This window comes from Parcubacteria group bacterium (assembly GCA_041660065.1).
Taxonomy (GTDB): Bacteria; Patescibacteriota; Minisyncoccia; order Moranbacterales.
On record JBAZXC010000001.1, the window covers coordinates 266911 to 290801 of the forward strand.

Genomic DNA, 23891 nt, shown 5'->3' on the forward strand with positions numbered 1-23891 from the left:
CATACTTTGCAAGGTAGTTATTAAACTATAGCTTATCTATTTTTTAATCTTTCTTGCATTTTTTCAATAAATTTTTCTTTTTCACCATCAATAAAAGTATATTGTATTTCTTTGTCAAAAATATCTTTTACGGTTTGCCATTGTATGTTTTCTGGTACAGGATAAATATGAAAATGAAAATGTGATTCTAATCCACCGCTTTTAAGAATTATTGATTTTCCTACCCGCAATTCTTTCAATAATTCTTTTTCTACTTTATATACAGCATCAGAAAAATATTTACTCTCAGATTCTGTAAGATCAGAAAAATTCAGTTTATGATCTTTCCATACAACCAAAACATGCCCTTTTACAGCATCATCTTGATCCATCATCACAAAAACATGATCATCCTCAAAAAGAATATCATCTCGTTCTTTCAACTTATCGACAATTTTGCAGAAAAAACAACACATAGTAAATTCATTATATCAATAATTCATGTTCAATAAAAGCTCAAATTTCATCCCTTGCCTGCCGGTAGGCAGTCTTTAGCAATGGCATATGGAGCGAAGATGGGCAGAACTTCAATAAAACTTTTTTTCTTTGTAAAAAAGAAAACGACTTATGCAGGAGCATAGTTGTACTATGCTCCGATATTTTTGTTATTATATGATGAATGAAAGGAGCAGGTTATAAAACCTGCTCCTGCAAAATGCTTACACTTTTATTGTGTTATAAATAAAATTAAACGACCCTATTCATTATGAATGGGTCGCTTTAATAATTGGGCTTTGGAATATCTTATCGATGGATGATCTGACCATCAATAAGAAACGCCTCTTTACCGCCTCTTGTACTTACACCAACAGGCACTTTGTGCACTTCATCACCTCTCAAAAAATGAAGACGTCCACACGTGTCGCATGGAAAGGCGACGTCTGAACAGTGGCAACCCACTTGTACAGAAACACTTCCATCCATATTTATCTTCCCCGTACAATCATCCACAATGCATTTCATGTCACCCTCCATTATGAAGAACTTGAATTTCTTGATTTGTGAGACTATTCTCAAATAAAAACAATATCACAGCATAACATCTTCTGTCAATAATCGTTTTTTCAATTAAATAAACGCATACTATAAGAAGGGAGTAAAAATAAAGAAAATAAAAAAAACGACCCTGCTTATTATGAGTGGGGTCGTTATACGTTTTTGCTAATACGATCATTTCGTTGGATAAATGATCATCGTTGCTGACCAGTTCGTGTGTTGACCCGTTTCGAGCATTTGACCGCCGACGTGATCACCTCCGAGATGTTCACCTGTAGGAAGCACTGTTTTCAGTGTAAAATGAATTTTTTCTTCCTTGGTGATACAAAATATCTTTTTATCACGCGACTGCCAATGTATTTTTATTGGCAGGTTGCCGTTATTTCCTTTCAAGACAGTGTCGATGGGAGCATCATTATTATCTTGCGGAATTTCTATGACACCCTCATAGGTCGCCTCAGGAAATTTATACTCTGATCTCTTCTTTTCCCCTTTTTTAAACCGCCTAACAGTTAATGCAATTTGCATGGCACACTCCCTTGTCAGTTGATATTTTACCTCGTAAGAACGCATATCCTGTTTTCTATTATAGATTTTTGAAAGAATTTAGCAAACATAGACAAAAAAACGACTCTGCCCATTATAAGCGAGTCGTTTTTATTCGATTTTTTGATCACCAATTCTTTTGGCATTCACTACTGCCTAAAAAAGGGTGCTCCTCAGACTCGGGTATTAGGACAATTACCTGCCCGAGATAGCGAGTGCTGACTTCATAGGTTTCCCCGGCAGAGTTTCTCAACTCGCCTTTCCACTCCTCATGAGAGATACAGATTTCATTGAAAAGCTGTATCTTACCCAGATGCTTGCCTTTCCATCTGCCGAAAAAGTACGCAACAGCAACAAGTGCTGCTACAAACAAATAGACCTGCCATTGTTCCATGACGTCCTCCTTTTTTCATGGTTCAATCATCAATCAACATCGGCATCATTTTCCTGATGGCCGCCTGCATGATGTCCGCATATCCCAGAAAGGCCGTCTGTTCGATCACGTATTCACAATCCGACCGCGTGTTCAAGAATTCTTGAACGATTTTTTCCAGAATTTTCCGAGCAAGAGACATCCTCCCCATGTAGCATGCTTTATGAAATGCAAGAGAGGCCGTAGTTACGTCAGTTAATCTGTCCAAGTTCTCCTCTTCGTTATTGTCACATACTCGGCTGATGCCATATGCATCCGCGATAATCTGTGGCGGCAAAATAGTCCTTCTGGAAATTTTGGCACAATCCGTCCAATCTCTTGGTTTGTCCATGATTCTATCTCCTGCGATGAATTTTATGGTTTTTTGCTAATGAACTACTAACTGTTAACGATAGCACATTTTAACTATTCTGTCAACTGTCTTGCAAAAGTTCACTTGTGCTATTTTGAAAAAATAGGTGGCATGGTTTATATTTTTTTACTCTAAAAAATTAAAAGGTCACCGACTTATCGATGACCTCGTGATTCTGCTTTGCAGATATCATTGTTCAACTTTCTTTTTGCAAATAACCCTCGGGGAGATACACGATCGATAAACCCGGCTCCTTGTCCTCCCATGCGATTTTATAGCCCCACACCCACACATCGCCACGGTTGTGAAATATCCATTTGATATCCTCGACCTTCCCAAACAGACCGTGACATTGGACCCGCTCGGAAATCGTATATTTAGGATCTCTCTCCGGCTCAGGTCTTTCATCAGAATTTTCTAACATTTTTTCCTCCGTATGTTATGTGATAGAAATATTATGCCAAGGAACTGAAAGCGTATGGTACACAGGATATTGAGAAATGTCAATGCATCAGACACAAAAAAACCACTCTTTCGAGCGGTTTTGAAAGTCTTTATGCAACTTTTGTGATCTGTACTTCTGTATACGCCTGACGGTGTCCGAATTTGAGTTTGTAGCGCTTTTTGGCTTTGAACTTGATGCCCCACACTTTGTCATGGCGATCTTGTTCCGTGATCTTGCCTTCTACCGTTGCTTTTTCTACAACCGGCATACCGACTGCCACCTTTTTCTCATCACCGACAAGCAAAACCTCCGCAAAGGTCACTTTATCGCCGACCTCTCCTGCAAGTTTTTCTACCTTGATTTTATCACCTTCAGAAACTTTATATTGTTTTCCGCCTGTTTTGATTATAGCCAACATGGTCTTAAAATATACATAAAAATTACACCCAAAAACGCAGTGACATCCTGTCACTACAGTCCTTCCAATATACTACGTTTGTATTTGTGTGTCAATATTTGGGTGTCAACAAAGGGTTGCCTCGAGCATCTATTTGTCCTTTTTCTCCACATATTCCCTTAATGCGTCACGATAATGGCGTAATTGCGGGACTTTGGTCACCGAGAGCACGGAAGATGCTGGACGTTTGGCAGGACGTGGAAATGTTTCCGGCGGCACAGGAACAATCTCCGTTGTAAATCCGAGAATATCAAATAATTCCTTGGCGCCGTCATACCACGAAGCCACACCGTCATTTGCCACATGAATAATGCCTGACAAAAGATTCTTCTCTATGATGTCTTTGCTCACGCGCGCAAGATCCGGCGCATAGGTGAATTTACTCACTTCCCCGTCAACTGCTTTTACCATGTTAAATTGCTCTGCACCGGCTTTGCCGGATTTATCTCCCAATTCACGCATCATGTCAAAAAAACTTTTTTTGCCCACAGCAGAAATTGCTGGTTTGCCAAAAAGTTTTGATAGGCGAATGATATAGTAGTGGTCGGCATATCGTGCGACATTTTGCTCGCCATGCAACTTGGACAACCCATAACGCGATAGAGGATGCGGCGCATCGTCTTCACGATATGTATAATATGATGGACGATTCCCTGAATTTTCACACGTGTACTTCACGCATGCATCATCACAAAACACACCAACCTCTCCCTCACTATGTTTTGGACACTCTCCATCAAAAACATAATCCGTAGAATAATGCACGAGTTTCGCTTGGATATTCTTTGCGATTTTTGCCAATTCTTCCGGCACATCACTATTCAATATTTCCGCTTTGAGGTATTCCTGATCATCCTCTTCGCACGCATCCACAGCATTATATGCAACCGCATTGAAAATCACATCCGGCAAAAGATCCGTAACCTTTTGTCGCAGTGCCACGAGATCAGTCACGTCGATATCTTCTTGATCCCACGCTGTCACCTCATACTCTTTATCGCCCTTATACACTTCTACCAATTCCTGTCCGAGCATCCCCTTTGCACCGAGAATCAATATTTTTTGCATACAAAAAATTTATTTATAATCTTTATTTTTGTTTGAGGGTCTTGATGATCAACATTGTCACGATCACAAAAACCGCTACCAATGCGATATAGGGGATCCATGAATATTTTTCCATCAAACGACTTTCCGTGCCGTCACATGCATCGCCGATGCCGTCAAAGTCTTCATCAGCCTGCACACGATTGACAGTGTCCGGACAATTATCCAACGCATTCATCACACCATCATGATCGAAATCTTCACATGCATCGCCTATGCCGTTACCATCTTTATCAACCTGATCGCTGTTTGACACAGTAACACAGTTATCATCACGATCGATCACGCCGTCACTATCCGCATCAGCTTTTTTATACAGGGGATTATCCGTTATGGACATCGGCGTTATGATCGGCATAGATTTATCCTTGTTGAAGTTTGGCGCTTCCTGCTCCGACACTTTTACACGCTCTGACGCATTGAAATACACATCATATGTTTTTTGTGGTACAGCCACAAAGCGCACGAAACGTTCTATCGCTTGCGGGATCCCTTGTTCGGAAAATGTGATCTCATTGACACGAAGCGGTTTTGCATACTTTAGTGTAATGCGAAAATGATCAGATGTGCTTTTGGGGAAATTGATCGTTGATTGGTTGTAAAATTTTTCCGGAAGTAACACATGTTCTTTACCACTCACATCGATGGATGCGATACGTATATGCGTTGGCTTTGTGATGTAATCATCCAATTGAAGAGACAGCGTATCTGTTGTAAACGGCCGGTTTGCCGTAATATCAATGTCCACTGTATTTTCAGAAGCAACAGACGTCTCTCGTTCACTCGCGCGTGTTTCATTATCATACTGGTCGGTCACAGTAGTCACGTTATCACTGACAACGTGCCCCTCCACGAAAGGAAATTCTGCAAATGTCTCATAGGAAGCATCTACCATATTATGCGCATCGCCACCTCCAAAGGAATCATTTGCTGTGAGGTGCAATGACTGACTTTGTGTATGTGTGATCACGGTTGATGGTGTGATAGCACCAGACTCATCAGCGACAAGTGTAAGCAGTTGCGCACTCTCTTCGAATGATAACGGGACATCAACCATTTTTGGTACAACGATATTTCCCGGATCAACATGCGCTCGTGACATGAATGCACTTTGTTGCTCTGAAGTAATCGTTATTGCTTGCGCGTACACAACACACGTCGTTAGGAGAATACCACCCACGATCACTATCGGTGCAATGAATCTTTTCATAGATTATTTTTTACTTGTACGAATAAACGCTGTGGAGATAAGCAATGCTCCCAACACAAATGATGTGATGATACGCATTACGATATCCATTCCCCAGAACTCAACAAACAAAACGCGCAGGACAACCAAGCCAAATAGTATGCCTCCCACAACCATGTACGGCTTATAGCTCTCACGGATACCTAACACATAAAAGATCACACCGGTGATCGTATAGAGCACAAGTGCGACAAATGTCGCCACATCATAATCAGACATGAAAATGTGCGTAACAAACCACACAATGAGCAGTGCATAGATACCGCCGGTATATGCAAAAGTACGAAAAAGTGCCATATTTCCTCCACTGCGCGTATCTACAAGCCGCAAAACACCCGCGGCAACGGCAAATGCTGTCACGCAGATCATGGTCACAGCAAATAATGCGGACATCTGACTCATGGTGTCATAATCCGGTGCTAAGAGATAATCAAAGATCGTTGCCACATAATATAACGACATCAACACCGGTATGACATAAAGAATGATGAAAAATGCACGCATACCACTTGTCACATTTTGCCGCATCAAATATAAAACGATCAATACAACTGCTGCCGCTTCGACAGCATATGCCGTTACCAGGATAGGACCATCAAATTGCAATGCTGTAGCCACTGCAAAGAGCATTGCTCCTACACCGGCATAGATCACCGTCGGGGATCTGTGTCCTGTGCGCACGAATACAATATATGATGCCCCTACAAAAAACAGTGTACCAATTAGGATCAAAGGCACTTCCAACACTTCCGGCGCAAAGCTCAGCATCCACACCAAGAACAAAAACCCGATACCAATTGCGGTTACCAGATCATACGCATGCGGTTTTTGTGATTTGATCACAGAGGCTACACTCGCAACATAAAATGTCGCCGCAAAAAGAAAAGCGATAATAATGTTGGTCACACTTTCAATGTCCGCACTATCATATGCATCGATCATATAGCCGATCGAATAAACCCCGACAACACACAACATAAAAAATGTCAGTCCGCGCCATTGGGTAAATGATACGATCCACAATGTGCCAAGCGTCAAAATAAACAAATAGGCGAAAATCGTGTTGATACCTACACCAGAAAAAAAGAATAACGGAATGATCGCACCAAAAAAGATCATAGATGATGTGAGTGCGACACTCTTTTGTTTGAGAGATACCAATGTCACAAAGCCAACCGCGATCAACATCACAAAAAGTCCCATGCTATGCATGATCAGATCGAAATACATACCCGCCAAAGTCGAAATGAGCATTGCACCGCTACCAATGATGAGGAAAACATTTCCTTGCGTACGCTCTTTCTCAGCGCGCAATGTGCCAAACGCAACACATGCCACCGCAAAAATATAGCCCAAAACAACGCGCGCTGCCGGAGAAAGCCACCCTACTCTTGCCGCATATGTCACAAACCATCCTACAGCGGCAATAACAAAAAATCCACCGACTTTCATCGGCCAATCTTTCGCCAACCATGCAAAAAATCGTTCGATTGCATTCGGACCTGTCGGCGTAATATATACAGGAGCAGAAGCTACTGGCGCTACAGGAGGAGCTTGCGGTATGACATTTATTGTGTCGTGTTCCGGTGCGCTCGCAGACCCTTGTGCCGTAGCAGATGTGTTTTCTGTATGATGCAAGCGATCGAGATATGCTTGTTCCGATGCTGATAACTGTCGACCATATACCGCCTGCTCTACATTTACAGACTGTACAGCCTGTGCAGTTTGTTGCTGTGATTGCGGTGTAAGATGGTCCACTTTTTCTGATAATGCATGCACATCAGATCGTAACGCATCCACATCTTTGCGCAGTCCCAAAAGAAGCTCCAAGAGCTTGTCCATATTTTTGTGTTTAAAAAATTATGTCTTTCTTTTTTGTATTATATCATATAAATCTGCCAGAGATTGCCACGTCTGCAAAAAAGGCAGGCTCGCAATGACAACACATCTTACAAGAGCAGGTTTGTAACCTGATCCCTTCTTTTTATTACACAAAAAAACACGCGGAGCACAGTACAACTGTGCTCCTGCAATAATTCTCTACTTCCTGTCTCCTTTACCAATTGATGGAATTTCCCCATCATATGGTGCAAGCGCAATTGTTACATCATTTTCTTTACACGCCTTCATCCGCGCCAAGACGCACGCACGATGCATACCCTCCGCCAGAACGATCTTCCCTTCGTGCACAATGCCGGTGAGCATCGTCTGATGCGGGAAATTTTCTTCGATTTCGCGCATTTTGGGATTGTCTGCGACCATTGGATGCAACAAAATATCAGCGATCCTTTTTGTCGATGCACCATCATAACATTTAGCCTGCCATCCGCGCGATGGTACGCCATACATCAGTGACACATCATGCGCAGGATCGGCGATGCGATAAACTTCCCATTGCCGTGACTCCGGTGCCAGCGATGCGATATAACTGCGACGCCACATATCCCACGAATCAAACCCCCGTTCTATCCAATGCTTCTCCCATCCTTTTTGATATGCCTCATAGGAACGCCACACAGCAAAGATGTCCCGCCAGTCAATATCGTGTATATATGTAAGTGATGTATATTGTTTTGGAATATTCATAGAATCTATTAATTATTTTTACGATTGTTTTGTAACAATCTTACAGATTTTTGAACTAGAGCAATGCTATCCACGCCATTATAGAATTTGACTGCATTAAGCGATTGGATATCAACCCATTCAAAACCGCTAATATAGTTTTTTTCATCTTCTACAAGATTGTCAATATGTGGATCTCCACTATATCGATCACATGCATAATACATGAGTATAGAATGTAATAATCTTCCATCTCTAGGAGAAACAAAAAAATCATCTGTACAAGAAATCAACGTGCTCTCCTTGATGACAATGCCAACTTCTTCATGCACTTCTCTTCGCAATGCCTCATAAATCCGTTCACCTTTTTTTATACCTCCGCCAGGAAAATCATATCCATCCCACTGCCGCGATAATAATACCTTTCCATCACAAATGATTACCGCATACACCGAAGGGCGAAAAATAAGATCCTGTGCCATATGTTCGCTCTGTTCGCCATGAATATCTCTACAAATTATTTTTTTCATAAAACTTTATACTCGATAAATTATCATTTATTTTTTTATGCGCGTATAATGCGTGAGCGAAAAAATTGTTCTTGAAATTCTGTAAGTGCACGAATCTGCATATCATTATATGTTACCCCATTTGGTACCACGATCAACTTATCATCCATATCATCCAGCCGTTGGATATACGCGATCACTACACCGTCAAATTTTTCACACGGCTCAAAAACACCCAGTATATACGCATCAATCTCTTCCCCATCAGGCATCATTGTATCCGGCACAAAGCCATAGTTGAGTGGATACACAAAACCGTGCTGTGGATGCCGTGAGCCCATTGGTCGATCAATTGTCACAGACACCGGCTTATTGAGAAAGTCTTTCGCCTCAGTCATAAAAATAGCAACTAGTTATTTTATTGATTACCGATCTTCTCTGCAAAAAAGGCGATGATATCCTTGTCCCCGACCAAACAGTTCTCCCCCGTCCACAGCAATGGCACCACCCCTACTTTATTTTTCTCCAGACCGCATTGCTGTGCTGTACGTGTTAATTCTTTGGCATTCTCTTCATTATTGTAGACCTCTTTTTGTTCAAATGGCACTTTTTCTTGTACATTATTTTGTGCGACATATTCCTCCACATTCTTGCAATGTGGACATGTATCGCCATAATAAAAAATAATTTTCTCTGAAAGTGGCGTTTCCATAGAATCATCCGGCAAAATGAAATACAAACCGATGCCCGCCAGCACAAGTCCGATCGCCACACCAATAAAAATATTTTGTTTGTTCATAGCATATTTTTAATTTTATTACTCTCATCTTATCATTATCCGCCTCATAAATCCACATGCGGATAGTAACAATAAAAAACACCGGCAACATGTTGCTATTGTCCGGTGCATAAAATTCATTGAATAAAATTGATGGCATTACGACCAATCAAATACTCTTCCTGCCATCGAGTCGATCGTTTCGCAATCTTCTGACAAAACGGTGGCGGATAATTTATCCTTGGCTATTCCATCCAAAATACTGACCAGAACGGTTCTTTCTTTGAGAAGGTCGCCGATTACTTCCAGCAAGCCTGCTTTGTCCATATCCTTGCATGCGTTCATGCTTATTGAGTCTGTTTTTGAAGCCATAATTCGTTCCTCCCACATGTTTACATTGCGTTTAAAGTACTGTCATCATCTTTCGGATTATTCTAAACAATACCAGACCATTTGTCAAAACTCTATCTGCCTACCGGTAAACTGGCAAATCCATCGCATCAATTTGAACGTAAGCGAGAATATAATGATTCAAATGAACCTCTTATTTTTTTCTACAACAAAAAATACGCACCAATTCTTTTTAAGAATTGGTGCGTAAACATGCGTCATTAGGATGATGTTTGCATCTGACTTATATGCGTAATGACATGTTTGTCATGAGTCGTCTGCTGACCCCCATGATGCATAGCCAGACGCATAGCCTCTTTCAAAATGGTTTTCTGACCCAAATACGTTTTCAGTTCCACAATCGACACTTCACCCACCTGATCCAGCGATACGAGAAGTGTTTGTGGATTATTTGCAACCATGCGAACAAATTGAACATTGGTCACATCTTTCGGGAGAAAAAATCTTTTGAGAAATCTCCTTATGGATGGATCAAGGATATCAACAATATTTTCGCACATATTGCCGGAAAATCGGCAATAAAATTTATCTTTCCGAATCGGGAAATATCGATACTGTGCCACCTCTCTCCTATCCATTTCTTTCGTTAATGTAAAAACGATTTGAATGGACATCAAACTTTTCTTATCCTTTCTTGATTCTCGTTGTCTGAATCGCACACGAGGTCTTCTGGCATTATACACCGGCAACTTATTGCCAATGTACCGATCATAGTATTGGCTGACGGATGGGTCTTGACTGAACACACTGCCGTCAATTCCCATAGTGGCAAGATCATATCGTGCAACAAGCATGTCAAATATCATTCTTGCTGTTTCATGAGAATCATAATAAAACCGAGATTCGAGATATGATATCTGACTAAATCCCAACCGTTTCAATCCTCGCTTCAATCTGAGATACAAAAGTTCTACAAAACTAACTTCTCCTCCAGCCACAATAAATACCGCTACGACAAAACTAAAAAATGACAGAAGCCACGCAGGAGTTTCCGGCAGACAAAGCAATCCTACGTACATGATGGCAAAATACACCGGATCATGTATCAAAACATCTTGCATCAAACTTTTACTGCCCTTTCGCAATGCCTTACCAAAATAGCAGCACAAGCTCCTCCTGTTTTCCTGAATAGTTGATCTGTAAATTTTAAATGCTTCCCAAAAATGCAATGGAAAAAATCCCACCTTTTCCACTACCGGACCAATGAGCGACAATAAAAAATTTAGGGTGACATACACTCCGGCAAAGCGTGCGACGACATCCGTTCCAGCCGTGTTCGTAAAATACAATCCCAGCCAAAACGTTGCCCCTGTGTTCACCACAAGTGCCAACACTTCATCACTGCCAAATCGCTTGAACACATCCCAAAAAGGACTGCCTGGCAAAACGATCATGTCTGTACCGTCTTTCAACATATGATCCTCCAATATAGAAGATGAGACATCTTATTAAATAACATTCCAAAAACCGACAGTACAGGCTACCATACTTCGTGTAAAAAATCAAGAATGTCTTTCGGTCAAATCGGCATCTACAAATTCATCGTGTTAAAAAGATAGCCGATGAAAATAATGCCTGCGCCAACTACAGTCGCGAAAATTGCGATCAGTTTTGGTTTCATGATCCTGCGCAAGATGAGAAACTCCGGCAGAGACAGCGCCGTTACCGCCATCATAAACGCAAGCACCGTCCCGAGCGCCACGCCTTTTTCAAAAAGTGCGCTCACGATCGGCATCACGCCCGCCGCATTGGCATAGAGCGGGATACCTACGAGTGTTGCCAATGGTACCGCATACCATTTGTCCGCACTTGCATACTGTGCCAAAAAGTCCGCAGGCACATAACCATGGATCCATGCACCCACCGCCACACCGAGGATGATATACGCACCAACTTTTACAATGATATCCCATGTGTATTTGTATGCATAATGCATACGCTCGTTCCATGTCATGTGTGTCATATCCGCATCGCGTACTGTATTTTTTCCAAGATCTTCGATCAGGTTTTCTACATTCAATCGTCCGATCACCATCCCCGCCGCCACAGCAATTACCAGACCACTCGTGATATAGATCAGTGCAACTTTGAGTCCAAAGCTCCCCAAAAGCATCACCAACGCCACTTCATTGATCATCGGCGACGCAATGAGAAAAGAGAACGTAATCCCCAACGGCACGCCCGCCTCCACAAAACCCAAAAAGAGCGGCACTGCACTGCATGAGCAAAACGGCGTGATAATTCCCGTTGCCGCTGCAATGATATGCCCGACAAATTTATTATGTCCTGCAAGAAATGTGCGAATCTTTGTCGGCGCAAGAAATGTCCGCACCACAGAAACGGCAAAGATCACCACTGCAAGTAAGATAAAAATTTTCACCGTGTCAAAGATAAAATAATTTACCACCTCGCCCAGCAATTCATCATGTGATAGACCCAGCAGGTCATATGCAATAAGATCTGCAAATATTTGTATAGGGTAAAAGATGCTCATAGTTATTGTATGTTATTTATAATTTATATGTTGTCATTATCGTATATACATCAAATCCTTCTGTCCGACTGGACATCTTCCTTTGCAAAAGGAAGAATTTTATCTTTCCATAACGCAAAAAATCATTATTTTAATTTTCAACAGGGATTTTTTATATCTGCAATTGAGAAACAAAAAAGTACAGTGAAAAAACCACGAGCAAGATCCCAAAAAGCATTTTGATCGTGGAGGATTTCGTCCGGAGATCCATCTTTGCTCCCAGATATGCCATGGGGATGACACCCCCACTCATCGCAAGACTGACAGTCAGGTCAATATGTTCCAACTGATAATGAATGATACATGCGGGGATGACCAGCACCGCAATCGTCAATAGCGATGTCGCGACAGCTTTTTTCATTTCCATGCGCAAAAGTTTGACAAAGACCGCTACGAGAAATATGCCTCCCCCATTTGCCAGAACGCCGGAAATTACACTGCACAAAAAAGCGATAGCGGTAATATATATGGATGAAGCTTCATTTTGCTTTTTCAGCGATTGTGTTGTGTTTTTTTCGGCGATGCCATTTAGCGCAAAATTCCATCCGATCGCAAAGATCGCCACAGCGGTAAGGATCATCAACACTTTACCCGAAAAAAATCGCGACGCGTAGGAGCCAGCGATAATACCGGGCAATCCACCCAAAACGCTATACGCAAAAACGCGCATATCCACCAAATGCTTCTTCCAGTACACCAGCAATGCGACAATAATTGTTACGATCGATGCCGGCAAAGGCGTACCCAGTGCGATATATGGCGGAAGATGGAGAAAGATCCGCAAAAGTGGTGTATCGATGCTACTGCCCCCGATACCAAAAAATGCGGAAAGAAATCCCGTAAAACATCCGATGATAATTGCTGTGATCGTCATTTTTGTTTTATAACTAACGCTTTACACAGTGTATCATATCATCGCTATGTGTATCAATGACGCGTGATGCTTCGTTATATTTTTTACTCCTCACCCCAACACCTGTCATTCCCGTGAAAACGGGAATCTACTATCAATATTTGTCGTATAATAATTCTGGATTCCCGTTTTCACGGGAATGACAATTGATCGTATGAAGAAAAATATTAGAATAATTATATATATTAAGTAAGTATTTTAATAAAAATGGGTTTTTCAGATTGGCAGTTCTTCGATAAAATTCAATAATGCAATATAACAAAAAAATGGACTTTTCTCTCATATCATGCTAAAAAACAGTGAAGAGATTGGAGGCTCTTTAAACAAAGGCACCTTTACAACACAATATTCAACCGGAGAGAATATATCATGGAGAGATTGATTGTCATCGTATTATCTGGCGCGTTTGGAGCAACGTTCTACTTTGTGTTAGAACTGCTCCTAAAAAAAGAGTCCGCACAAATGTATGTGCGGAAAAGACCTTATCTGCATCCCAATGCTATCTGTTATTGGCGAACAGGATTGGCGATTGTTGGGTATTTCCTGTACTTTTTTTTGGCAAAAGAACCATTCTGCGGATCGGTTTTTTTTCTCGCCTTTAGTGCATCATTGGAAAATGCAGGCATATTCATTTTTACATTTGCCGCAGTATTGGATGGTGTCGATGGACTAGTGGCACGAAAGTGTGACTTGGTCTCACAGCAAGGAAAGTCCCTTGATCCGCTGTGCGACAAATTAACTTATCTGCCACCACTTGTCAGTTTTTCCTTTTTAGGGATCATGTCTATCAGGCTGGTTTTGATCCTGGTCGTGATCGAATTTTTCGGACAATTCTTTGCAAGAAAAATTTTGGATCATCTCAAACGTTCCGTAAGTGCAAATAATTTCGGAAAGATCAAAACGATTATTTGTTTTGCTCTCGTGATCTACTGCGCATTGCTGGACAAAAATCCGCATTACGTCAACATCTGCAACTACGTTCTCATCTCCTGCATTGTTCTTGCGTTGGCATCAATTGTATTCAAATTCATACCCAGCACATTATATGCCAATATTCTTACAGGATTGAATTTTGCATGCGGTGTCACAGGATTGGTCTTCATCTATCATGGCCACCTTGTCTGGGCTGACATTGCCATTATTACCGGTCAAATATTTGACCTCTTTGATGGCAGAATGGCAGAAAAGTATGGCGGAACACCACATGGTCACATTTGGGATGATATTGCCGATTTTGTTACATTCGGCCTTTGCCCCGCATATATGATTGCCTCATTGGGAGGAATCTATGCATGGACTTTTGGCCTTTTGTTCCTCGCCTGTGTCACATATCGTCTCATACGATTTGCCACAGTTGATAAAAAGAGGACTGATTTGCCTGCCGGTATTTTTAACGGACTTCCCAGTCCTGCCGGCGCATGGATCATCCTTGGCTCAGCATTGGTCTTTGATCCTTTTTTGCTTTTTGTTGCAACTGTACTCTCTTCCGGACTCATGGTGAGCCACATCTGCTTCGCCCATTTCGGCCGCGTGATCATGGAAAAAATGCCCAAACCATTGCGACTGCTTAATGAAGCGCTGGTCGTTATCCTTTTGGCATATATTGCAAAAACGCAAAGTATTGCAATGTTTGGTTACTTTCTCCTTTCTTTGGCCATAATCTATGTAATTACCGGGAGAAAAATGGCCATTGACGCATGTGCCGCTCAAACGAGCGTTACTCTCATGTAACTGACATAAGAAATGCGCGAATCCCCAAACCTCTACAGACCGTCCCCACAAAATCATGTGTTGGACGGTCTTTTTTATGAAATATTTGACAAATTATTGTTTTAATTGTATTTTGTGAGGTAACTGTTACTAGATTTGTATTATATAGTTAAATGAACAGATTTGTGAATGATCTCATTTTTCCGTTCTTATAGTACCGACCTGTCTATAAAATAATCACTAATACACCATTATAATGAAACTCCTCATCGTAGAGTCCCCATCCAAGACAAAAACGATCAAAAAATATCTCGGAACAGGCTATCAGGTCACATCCAGCATTGGACACATCCGCGACCTCCCCAAATCCAACAAGGATGCGATCGACATCGAAAACGATTTCAAACCGCGCTATGTGGTCTCTCCGGACAAAGAAAAAGTGGTAAAAGACCTCATCGCACTGGCAAAAAAAGCCGATGAAATTTATCTCGCAACCGATCCCGATCGTGAGGGTGAAGCAATTGCATGGCATGTCGCTGAGATCCTCAAGGATGCCGGCATCCCCAAATCAGACATGCAACGCATCGTCTTTCATGAGATCACCAAAACCGCCGTCAACGATGCCCTCCTCCACCCTAAAAAGGTGGATCAAAATTTACGTCGTGCCCAAGAAGCGCGTCGTGTTTTGGATCGTTTGGTAGGCTATGATCTCTCCGGTGTGATCTGGCAAAAGGTCCGCTATGGACTCTCTGCCGGTCGCGTACAATCCCCTGCACTACGCATCATCGTAGAACGCGAAAAAGAGATTAAGGCGTTCATCCCGGAAAAATATTGGACGCTCTCCGCTGACTTTTTGACCAAGAAAAAAGACCCTGTCACACTCACATGCAAAGAAGAACCGCGCGACGAAAAAGAGGCGCAACGTATTGCGACTGTCGGACAGAAAAGTACATGGCAAATTACAGACGTCAAAGAATCCATGCAGAAACGTCGTCCTTATGCGCCGTTCACCACATCCACACTTCAGCAAGCAGCGTCATCGCGTTTGGGATTCTCCCCATCGCGCACCATGCAGACCGCACAGAAGCTCTATGAAGCCGGACATATCACATACATGCGCACAGACTCCACCACTCTTTCCCAAGACGCACTCAAAGCGATCAAGGGCGTCGTCAGCTCGACCTATGGTGCAGATCAATACGAGCTTCGCATATTCAAAACCAAAAGCAAAAACGCCCAAGAAGCGCATGAGGCTGTCCGTCCGTCAGATGTACGTGTAGAACATGCCGGCATTACCGATGATCAAAAACGTCTCTATGAACTCATCCGTGTGCGTGCGATCTCTTCACAGATGATCGATGCAAATGTCAAAAAAACCCGCATCACCGCAAACATCACGGACGGCGCTATCCCTGATTTTACCGTGACAGGTTCGCGCATTATCTCTCTCGGCTGGCTTGCCGCTGATCCCTCTGCACGCAAAGACGATGTAGAAGTACCGCTTGTCGTTGCCCAGGAGCCGTTGAAACTCGTGGCGTTTCATTCAGAAGAAAAAGAAACCACACCTCCGCCACGCTATAGTGAAGCGGGACTCGTCAAGGAACTGGAAAAACGTGGCATCGGCCGTCCAAGTACTTACGCTTCGATCATCCGCACGATCCAAACACGCGGTTACGTAGAGAAAGAAGGTCGTTCTCTCAAACCGACAGATACCGGCGAGGTCGTCAGTGATTTCCTCTCTGCACATTTTGCCACATATATCAGTGACACATTCACGGCAGAAATGGAAGACGAGCTCGATGAGATCGCACGCGGTGAGCGCGACTATGCCAAAACCCTTTCTGATTTTTATAAACCTTTTCACAAAGATGTAAAGTCCAAAGCCAAACTCGACAAAGCAACAGACCTCGGCGAGGCTGATCCTCAATTTATTTGTCCAAAATGCAAAGGTCCGATGATCATCAAACTCGGCAAGAACGGTAAATTCCTCAGCTGTAAAAAATTCCCCGATTGCGATGGCGCGCGATTGATCGACGGCAAAGAAATGCAAGGACCCAAAGAAACCGGTGAAGCCTGCCCCAAATGCAAAGACGGCAAACTCGTCGAACGTGAAGGACGCTTTGGTAAATTCATCTCCTGCTCCAATTATCCCAAATGCAAATACATCAAAGAAGACCCCAAAGAAGTGGAAAAGAAAAAAACCGGTGTCAAATGTCCGATGTGCGGCAAAGGTGAAATGATGGAACGTAGTGGACGCTTCGGGATCTTTTACAGTTGCACAGAATACCCCACATGCAAAAACGCGATCAAGACCAAGCCGACAGGAAAAATTTGTACCTACCAGCGCGAAGACAAAGGCGGTCAAAAATGCGGTGCGCTCATGATGCTCGGAACAAAAACGATTCCGGAAAGATGCAGTGATAAAACATGCCCAAATCACCGTCCGGACAAACTCAACAAAAAATAAAAACCACCAATTGATTCCCTACTCGTTCAGTAGGTTTTCAACTGATGGCTTACCGTCATTTTTCTTGAGAGATGTTTACTCCTTCGCCGGAGATTCACTCTCCCTCGTCTGCGCCAGCTCTTTGGTCCATTTTGCCATGGCTTCAAAGAGCAACTTTTTAATTTTCGGATTTTCGCAGTCATTATTGAGCCTGAGTGCGAGGTTCACTTTTTCAGCTACAGGTATCCCTTCATCGATCTTGCTGAGGATAAATGCAACCATCTCACGGACCGGCTTTATGGCAGCAGGGACACTAGATAGAGACTCATCTGCAAATTGCACTAAACCGAGATCTTTCATTTCACTCAGATAACCACTATTGGACATACACATCAGAACGTCCGACACCGAATATTTTCCATCTGATTCCACCTTGCCACTGGTAAGTATTTTTTTCTCCATAATCCACCTCTTTTTTGAATGATTGCGATAATACGCACCACCTCCAGAAACGCAATAAAAACACGCTTTTTACGTCTAAAATCAACAAAATTGTAAAACGACTACAATTTGCCATTATACATCCAAATTGATGTTTTGTCAAACTCCGGAGCTACAAATAGATATAATTTTTCTACATACAATCAATTGTCATTCCCGTGAAGCTTGTCCTCGAGAAATCGGGGAACGGGAATCTACTATCAATATTTGTCGTAAAATAATTCCGGATTCTAGATTCCCGTTTTCACGGGAATGACAGGAGGTTTTCAAATTGGCGGTATACACAAAAATGAAAAGTCCTATCGGTTGGATAACTAATAGGACTTTTTTGTGTAGAAAAAACTTTTTCAGCCAATCTGAACTTTTTTTCTTCCATTATCCGCAGTGACAACCTTCAAGCTTCCCTCGGCAAAGAGTTGAATGCATTGTGGATAGAGAATCCACTCTTGTTTCAATCCTTTTTCTTTGAAGTTATCCAGCGTGTCTCCCGGTAAAATTGGGACGGTAATTTGACCAATGATCGGACCGGTATCCTCACCATAATCGACGAAATGCACTGTGCTTCCCCCAACCTTGCATCCATAGTTGAATGTATCCTCATACCCGTTTGTTCCGGGAAATGAGGGCAAAAGTGCTGGATGAATATTCATGATCAGCGGTTTTGCCGGATCTGTGTTGATCTGATCGATAAAAAATGCTGTCAGATTTCTCATAAATCCCGCAAGGACGAGAAGATCAAAATCGAATTGTTCCATATGCTCCAATAAGATCATCTCAAATGCCATTCTTCTGTAAAGCCACGCAATCTTATCCTCATCCGAAGTAATTGACCGTGGTACGATATGCAGACTTTTTTTCATAAAGTCGCTATCACTTTCCGTCAATACTTTCTCTGCCGGATCGAATGACCGCGCAGCTCTCATAAATTCCTTGTAATTGACTGCAAACGTCGGAATGTGATGTTTTTTCGCACGTGCAAGACCTTTGACGTCCGGCACATCAGATCCCACAAAAACCACTTCGCCATCGATCAACCCGCTCTCACATGCGTCAATGATCGCTTGCAAGTTTGAACCGCTCCCAGAGATCAACACACCGATTTTTAATCTTTTCTTTTCCTGATGCGCCATATTCTCCTCCTCTGAATTTATGTGATCACTTTTCTTCTTACACGTTTTTAACGTACCATTACTTTTTATAAAGCAAGTCTTTCATTGTAAACAAAGGCGCAAAAAATAGCAAATAAAAAAAGTGGGATATTAGTAAATATGTAATGCTATTTTGATTAAATTTTATAACAATCAAGCATATATAAGGCTCAAATATTACACTATGCAATTTCGCTTAAGGTATGATTTACAGCTCAATGTAACTTAATGCCAATTTATAGCCTAACCGTGCTTAAAAGCTAATTTTTTAGCATTACAAATATACTATTATCTCAAAAAAGTCGTTTTTCTCTTAAATAAGAGAAAAACGACTGTCTCACAAATGCAACTCACTCAGGATTTTTTGAAGAAAGGATCTTCCCTTCCTTGAATCGTGAATGAATGATGATCTCACTGTCCGGTGATTCTGTTGTCACACCGACAACCGATGCATCATAATTATCTTTTTTGGCTTCATGGATTAGTCGCATAGCATCGGCAGTTGTGTGACAAATAACCAACATGCCACATCCGCCATGAAATGTGCTGTGTGCATACCAATCACTCAAGCGCAGATCAGGATATAACCATGAGATCTCCTGCGCTTCTCGCAAGATCTCCGCAGGCGCAGGCATGCTGTGTAATTGCGCACCCACACCTTCCGGAAGAATGTCTCCCAGTTTTTCCCATACACCTCCCCCGCTTATATGAGCAATACCGGCAATGTTGACAATAGATCTGCCAACACTCCCATCTTTTCGCCACCCGTTTACACGCGTAAGAAGTGGTGCATAGATCGCTGACGGCTTTGCACATTTCGCAACGAAATCATGCAGACCATCATTTTTTTCTTGGATGAAATGTCTTTGGGTAATGTTGGTGAGCTTCGTACCTCCATTGCAGCGATATCCCGGCTCCCAAAAACCGACAATGATCATTCCTGGCGCGATTTTTGATCCATCGATTAATTTATCTCGATGTGCCAAACCGACACATGATGCACCCCAATTCGCGATCAGCATAGTACTTGATCGATCATCACAAAATGCCGTAATACTGTTTTTCATGATCGCAACTTCGCCGGTGACATTCACACCTCCAATGCCTCCCAGAGCGTGTCCATATCCGCGCATCAACGATGCAAAAAGATGGAAGTTTTCTTCTGTCAATTGTTTGATATTGAGATCATTGGCATAGACAATGGGAAATCGGCCAGAGCGTGCAAAATCATCTGCCGTCATTGCCAATATTTCCCACCCAGCAAAATAAAATGTTTGCGCATCACCAAGTAGTGCGTGAAATTGCAGTTTACCGCCCGCACCATCATTTTCCTTCTCCTCCATCATTGTCCACCGCGTGACATTACCATCTTCATCAGTATCATAATCCGCAAGCTGCTTGAGAATGTGTTTTTGCCACACCCAACCGATTGGTCCGCGAAAATTCCCCGGCTGATGTGGCACGACAATAACTGCGGGACAGTTCTTGTGGCTTTCAAAACAAACTTCTTTTGCAAGTCGTGATGCACGATCCCCAGGATCGATCACTTCTTCCTTGTATTGATCTTTTTTCATTACCTTATCTCCTTCTTGTAAATGTGAAATTGCATTATTATAGCAGGATATATTATCCCAGAACACGTTAAAGAACATGGCTGTATCTAACCAGAGTTCATACAAAAAGTCAATTAAATCAGACCTACGCTAAAATTTCTTCCAGCAACTCCGGAAATGCGCTTTTTTCCCATTCTCTCGTTCTGTAATGCCCTCTGCCCGATAATGCGATAATTCTTCCTCCAAGTGCGTGATGAAAGATCTCCAAACTTTTCTTTCCATCATCCGATTCGTTGTCCGCAGTAAACATCACGATGTCCCCCACCCGATTTACAATTGTCTCATCAATATCGTATGTATAAAATGCCGCCCTCACGGTATCATACGGATCAAAAACTTTCCATGGTGCGACCAAAACCAGTTTTGCGATCTTTTGTTTCGTCTCACCCAACCATCGCACCAAAAAAGAGCAACTGCAACTATGTCCGACGAGAACCGTATTCTCATTTACATGATATTTTTCAAATTCTTTTTTAAATCCCTCATATTCCTGCGCCCAAGATGTCGGCATTGTTGGCGTTTGTGCCGACACACCTCTTTTCACCAGCTCGTCTCTTACCCACGTCGTCCAATGATTTTCCGCGGTTCTTTGTTCCAATAGCACAGCATGCTCCGCATCATACTCGCACCCATGTACGATGATGCAATTTTTTTGTACGTGTTCCATAAGATCGTTTATTTTATCAAAGCACTATTTTATTATATCATGCCACAGCGCTCTTGCCTTTTTTGTAGCCCAGTAGCCAATTGCGGGGATATGGATCAACCGAACGGTTTTGCCGATATATTTTTTCATCAATGTATTATGGATGGGTTCTCCTCTCCCGTTAATAAACATCAGAATATCCGGCGCTACATACAACTGACCATTCTGATCCTCAAATTGTATATTTTCATTTTTTACCTGCATGATCCCGTCTGCACAAATGATCTCACCAGAGAGAAAACCTCCCCTGCTCTTGAGCTCCACTTTCTTAACAATGGTTGTGCTTATTATGGATCCGCCACATATTGTCGTGAGAGATTGCATGTCATCGCGATCCAACACCTGTCCAATCTGCAGTGCCAGCGTCAACGACCCCGTGATCGCATAGCGGGCAAAATCCTTGGCAGAAATGCCATACCCGATCAAGAGCCCACTTGATCCATTCAAATCAAAAAAATCTCGTGAAATTTTCTCGATGTCTTGTGCAGTGAATTGCCCTTCGAGATAGATGCTTTTACCATTAATCGCAATGAGTAGTGTCGGTGTGATTGGCAGATCATACACACTAAATACATCAAGCTGAATTTCCGGTGCCGCCCTCCCTCCGACAAGATCGGCATCTGCAACAGGGATGCCTGTAATGCGCGATATGAGAAATGACAATCCTTCCGCACCAATTTCACCAGGAATAATACCCGTGATCTCCTTTTGTGTCAGATCTTTATATTTTTGAAATGCCCGAACTACCGCGCGGTCAAAACCATCAGGAATACATGACGGATCACCCACGCCATAGGCAGAGATCAGATAATCCTCATCGGAGAAACTCCTTAGGTCTTTCGGTGAAATTTCTGAATCATCTCTTATGATCTGCGTAAATATTTTTTTGTGCATCTGCAATGGCAAACCGCCACCAGTTGCTAAAAACTGACTACCTTTGAGATATGTGTCCAAATTCTTTTTTGTAATTTTCATTCCAATAGATTTAATAATTAGTAGTATACCTCATCTGCATATATTATGCAGATGAGGTATCGATTATGATAGTGAAACAGTGACGACATCCTTGCGATGTCCGACACCCTTCTTGCTAAACGTCATATACGGATGTGGCACATCCATGACACAAAACCGCACGGGGATCTTGTGTCCCCTCATCTGTTCGGCGAGCATCGTGATCTTTACCTCAACGAGGTCTTCAATGGCAAAGAGAGATGACGCTGTCGCACCGAATTTTTCCGGATACAGATATGGAAAGAGATATGACTCTTCCGTAGTTATTGCACCCACGTTCATTGGAGAGATAAATTCATATCGGTCAAAATCAACACGTTTCATCTCCTGAAAAAAATATGCCTTCACCTTCTCCACGAGATCCGCCAGAATCTGTTCTGCGCCTACAATATTCTTGCCAATAAGTGCTTCCAGATTGCAAATATAGACCAAATATTCATGATGCGGAATGTGAAACAACAATTTCTCCGGCTGCGTTTGTGCAACCGTATCTGCTACAAAAGTGATCAGCTTGCGATGGTATGCTGTAAGTTCTGTCGGAAAGATCACTGCGCTTACTTCAAACCCGCGAGTTCTAATCCTATCCTCCACTCGCTCACGATCAAGAGGCAAGGCAATTGATCGTACACCTCCGGTCGTGAACACAACTCCCCATGTTGTATCCCAAAGACACACGCCCGCTACCGCATGCCTGTGTGCAATAGTAAAATTCCCGTGCACTCCCTCCCCAAAGATACCATCGTCACTTAACTTGATCGGAATAGTCACATTTCCGAGCGATGCGTAACATTCATCGACTTCCCATGCGCCATACTTTTTTTTCATCGTTCATCTCCTTTTTTATGATTTTTCACTATCTATAACCTGTCAAAGAACACCCTTCCCACAATTTTTGCATGCACAAAAAAACCCTTTTGGGAAGGGATTGGGTATAAGTATCATGTTTCTATTCTTTGCCAAGAAAAATCATAACCAATCTCTTCCTAAAAGAGTTGGATATGGCGCCAATTATTTTTTTGTAGACCAGAATAATTCATAATGTTCTCATTGTACATTATATATAGCACACAAATAAAATTTGTCAAATTTCTGAATCACACATTCGCTTTTGCATCCATAACAACACCGCTTTCAATATGCCATCCGCCATCCGGACACTTTTCTGTAAAAGTAATCATACATGTGACAGGTGTTAAAAACTCATTCGTCGCATGACCAATCGCTGTTTGCTTATTGATCGCATGTTTGCCACATGAGCAATGCTCGATCACATAATTCACTTTCGGATCGATCGCTTGATGCTTTCCACCACAGTGATGCACGTTGTGTACATCGCCCTCATGATGAATATGATGGAATAACGACAAGATGTCTGACATAAATATTGAACTAAACATATATGCTCACTATAGCAAATGAC

Annotated in this window: 27 protein-coding genes; 2 read left to right on the forward strand and 25 right to left on the reverse strand. The window is 42.3% G+C overall.

The features are described 5' to 3' along the window. Positions 1–32: 32 nt before the first annotated feature. The 18 genes from WC819_01300 to WC819_01385 all read right to left on the reverse strand — a co-directional run bounded on the left by WC819_01300 (position 33) and on the right by WC819_01385 (position 13294). Positions 33–455 carry an HIT family protein gene (locus tag WC819_01300; protein ID MFA5985967.1) on the reverse strand — a complete coding sequence of 141 codons (423 nt, stop codon included), beginning with the start codon at positions 453–455 and terminating at the stop codon, positions 33–35. A 328-nt stretch (positions 456–783) separates the two neighbouring features. Further along, entirely contained in the window at positions 784–1002 is a 219-nt protein-coding gene (locus tag WC819_01305; GenBank protein ID MFA5985968.1) for a hypothetical protein, read from the reverse strand. A 207-nt stretch (positions 1003–1209) separates the two neighbouring features. Then, positions 1210–1563, reverse strand: coding sequence for a hypothetical protein (locus WC819_01310; GenBank protein ID MFA5985969.1), 354 nt, complete (start codon positions 1561–1563; stop codon positions 1210–1212). Between the two features lie 145 nt (positions 1564–1708). Continuing rightward, on the reverse strand, positions 1709–1975 hold the full coding sequence (locus WC819_01315) for a hypothetical protein (protein ID MFA5985970.1): 267 nt from the start codon (positions 1973–1975) through the stop codon (positions 1709–1711). Positions 1976–1997: 22 nt separating this feature from the next. Further along, complete coding sequence (locus WC819_01320) at positions 1998–2345, reverse strand: hypothetical protein (GenBank protein ID MFA5985971.1); 348 nt, start codon at positions 2343–2345, stop codon at positions 1998–2000. 217 nt (positions 2346–2562) lie between these two features. Continuing rightward, complete coding sequence (locus WC819_01325) at positions 2563–2790, reverse strand: hypothetical protein (protein ID MFA5985972.1); 228 nt, start codon at positions 2788–2790, stop codon at positions 2563–2565. A gap of 130 nt (positions 2791–2920) precedes the next feature. After that, a complete protein-coding gene (rplU, locus tag WC819_01330; GenBank protein ID MFA5985973.1) occupies positions 2921–3229 on the reverse strand; it encodes a 50S ribosomal protein L21 in 309 nt (102 codons plus the stop codon). A gap of 129 nt (positions 3230–3358) precedes the next feature. Further along, on the reverse strand, positions 3359–4336 hold the full coding sequence (locus WC819_01335; GenBank protein MFA5985974.1) for an NAD(P)-dependent oxidoreductase: 978 nt from the start codon (positions 4334–4336) through the stop codon (positions 3359–3361). 22 nt (positions 4337–4358) lie between these two features. Further along, the gene (locus WC819_01340) at positions 4359–5585 is read right to left on the reverse strand and encodes a thrombospondin type 3 repeat-containing protein (protein ID MFA5985975.1); all 1227 of its coding nucleotides are present in this window, start codon (positions 5583–5585) and stop codon (positions 4359–4361) included. Between the two features lie 3 nt (positions 5586–5588). Then, on the reverse strand, positions 5589–7466 hold the full coding sequence (locus WC819_01345; GenBank protein ID MFA5985976.1) for a DUF2339 domain-containing protein: 1878 nt from the start codon (positions 7464–7466) through the stop codon (positions 5589–5591). A gap of 198 nt (positions 7467–7664) precedes the next feature. After that, positions 7665–8210 (reverse strand): hypothetical protein, encoded by a 546-nt coding sequence (locus WC819_01350; GenBank protein ID MFA5985977.1) that lies wholly within the window; start codon positions 8208–8210, stop codon positions 7665–7667. An 8-nt stretch (positions 8211–8218) separates the two neighbouring features. Further along, positions 8219–8719: an NUDIX domain-containing protein gene (locus tag WC819_01355; GenBank protein MFA5985978.1), complete on the reverse strand. Its 501-nt coding sequence runs from the start codon at positions 8717–8719 to the stop codon at positions 8219–8221. Between the two features lie 35 nt (positions 8720–8754). After that, on the reverse strand, positions 8755–9096 hold the full coding sequence (locus WC819_01360; protein MFA5985979.1) for an inorganic diphosphatase: 342 nt from the start codon (positions 9094–9096) through the stop codon (positions 8755–8757). 20 nt (positions 9097–9116) lie between these two features. Continuing rightward, positions 9117–9497: a hypothetical protein gene (locus WC819_01365; GenBank protein MFA5985980.1), complete on the reverse strand. Its 381-nt coding sequence runs from the start codon at positions 9495–9497 to the stop codon at positions 9117–9119. Positions 9498–9635: 138 nt separating this feature from the next. Next, the gene (locus WC819_01370) at positions 9636–9821 is read right to left on the reverse strand and encodes a hypothetical protein (GenBank protein MFA5985981.1); all 186 of its coding nucleotides are present in this window, start codon (positions 9819–9821) and stop codon (positions 9636–9638) included. Between the two features lie 266 nt (positions 9822–10087). Next, positions 10088–11302 (reverse strand): hypothetical protein, encoded by a 1215-nt coding sequence (locus WC819_01375; protein MFA5985982.1) that lies wholly within the window; start codon positions 11300–11302, stop codon positions 10088–10090. Positions 11303–11418: 116 nt separating this feature from the next. Continuing rightward, the gene (locus WC819_01380; GenBank protein MFA5985983.1) at positions 11419–12381 is read right to left on the reverse strand and encodes a permease; all 963 of its coding nucleotides are present in this window, start codon (positions 12379–12381) and stop codon (positions 11419–11421) included. A 151-nt stretch (positions 12382–12532) separates the two neighbouring features. After that, the gene (locus WC819_01385; GenBank protein MFA5985984.1) at positions 12533–13294 is read right to left on the reverse strand and encodes a sulfite exporter TauE/SafE family protein; all 762 of its coding nucleotides are present in this window, start codon (positions 13292–13294) and stop codon (positions 12533–12535) included. A 408-nt stretch (positions 13295–13702) separates the two neighbouring features. Between WC819_01385 and WC819_01390 the strand changes: the two genes are divergently transcribed. Together WC819_01390 and topA are read left to right on the forward strand one after the other, a co-directional pair. Beyond that, positions 13703–15064 (forward strand): CDP-alcohol phosphatidyltransferase family protein, encoded by a 1362-nt coding sequence (locus tag WC819_01390; GenBank protein ID MFA5985985.1) that lies wholly within the window; start codon positions 13703–13705, stop codon positions 15062–15064. 235 nt (positions 15065–15299) lie between these two features. After that, positions 15300–17510 (forward strand): type I DNA topoisomerase, encoded by a 2211-nt coding sequence (topA, locus tag WC819_01395; GenBank protein MFA5985986.1) that lies wholly within the window; start codon positions 15300–15302, stop codon positions 17508–17510. Between the two features lie 75 nt (positions 17511–17585). On the opposite strand, the gene WC819_01400 is transcribed toward topA, so the two are convergent. From WC819_01400 to WC819_01430, 7 genes are all read right to left on the reverse strand, one after another. Beyond that, positions 17586–17951: a hypothetical protein gene (locus tag WC819_01400; protein MFA5985987.1), complete on the reverse strand. Its 366-nt coding sequence runs from the start codon at positions 17949–17951 to the stop codon at positions 17586–17588. Between the two features lie 386 nt (positions 17952–18337). Then, positions 18338–19120 (reverse strand): phosphoribosylglycinamide formyltransferase, encoded by a 783-nt coding sequence (gene purN, locus WC819_01405; protein ID MFA5985988.1) that lies wholly within the window; start codon positions 19118–19120, stop codon positions 18338–18340. 368 nt (positions 19121–19488) lie between these two features. Further along, positions 19489–20712, reverse strand: a complete 1224-nt coding sequence (locus WC819_01410) for an AIR synthase-related protein (protein MFA5985989.1) — start codon at positions 20710–20712, stop codon at positions 19489–19491. 124 nt (positions 20713–20836) lie between these two features. Next, positions 20837–21418 (reverse strand): alpha/beta hydrolase, encoded by a 582-nt coding sequence (locus tag WC819_01415; GenBank protein MFA5985990.1) that lies wholly within the window; start codon positions 21416–21418, stop codon positions 20837–20839. A gap of 24 nt (positions 21419–21442) precedes the next feature. Next, on the reverse strand, positions 21443–22432 hold the full coding sequence (locus tag WC819_01420) for a DUF917 family protein (protein ID MFA5985991.1): 990 nt from the start codon (positions 22430–22432) through the stop codon (positions 21443–21445). 63 nt (positions 22433–22495) lie between these two features. Continuing rightward, positions 22496–23296 (reverse strand): hypothetical protein, encoded by an 801-nt coding sequence (locus WC819_01425; GenBank protein MFA5985992.1) that lies wholly within the window; start codon positions 23294–23296, stop codon positions 22496–22498. A gap of 269 nt (positions 23297–23565) precedes the next feature. Continuing rightward, positions 23566–23850, reverse strand: coding sequence for a hypothetical protein (locus WC819_01430; GenBank protein MFA5985993.1), 285 nt, complete (start codon positions 23848–23850; stop codon positions 23566–23568). Between the last annotated feature and the right edge of the window lie 41 nt (positions 23851–23891).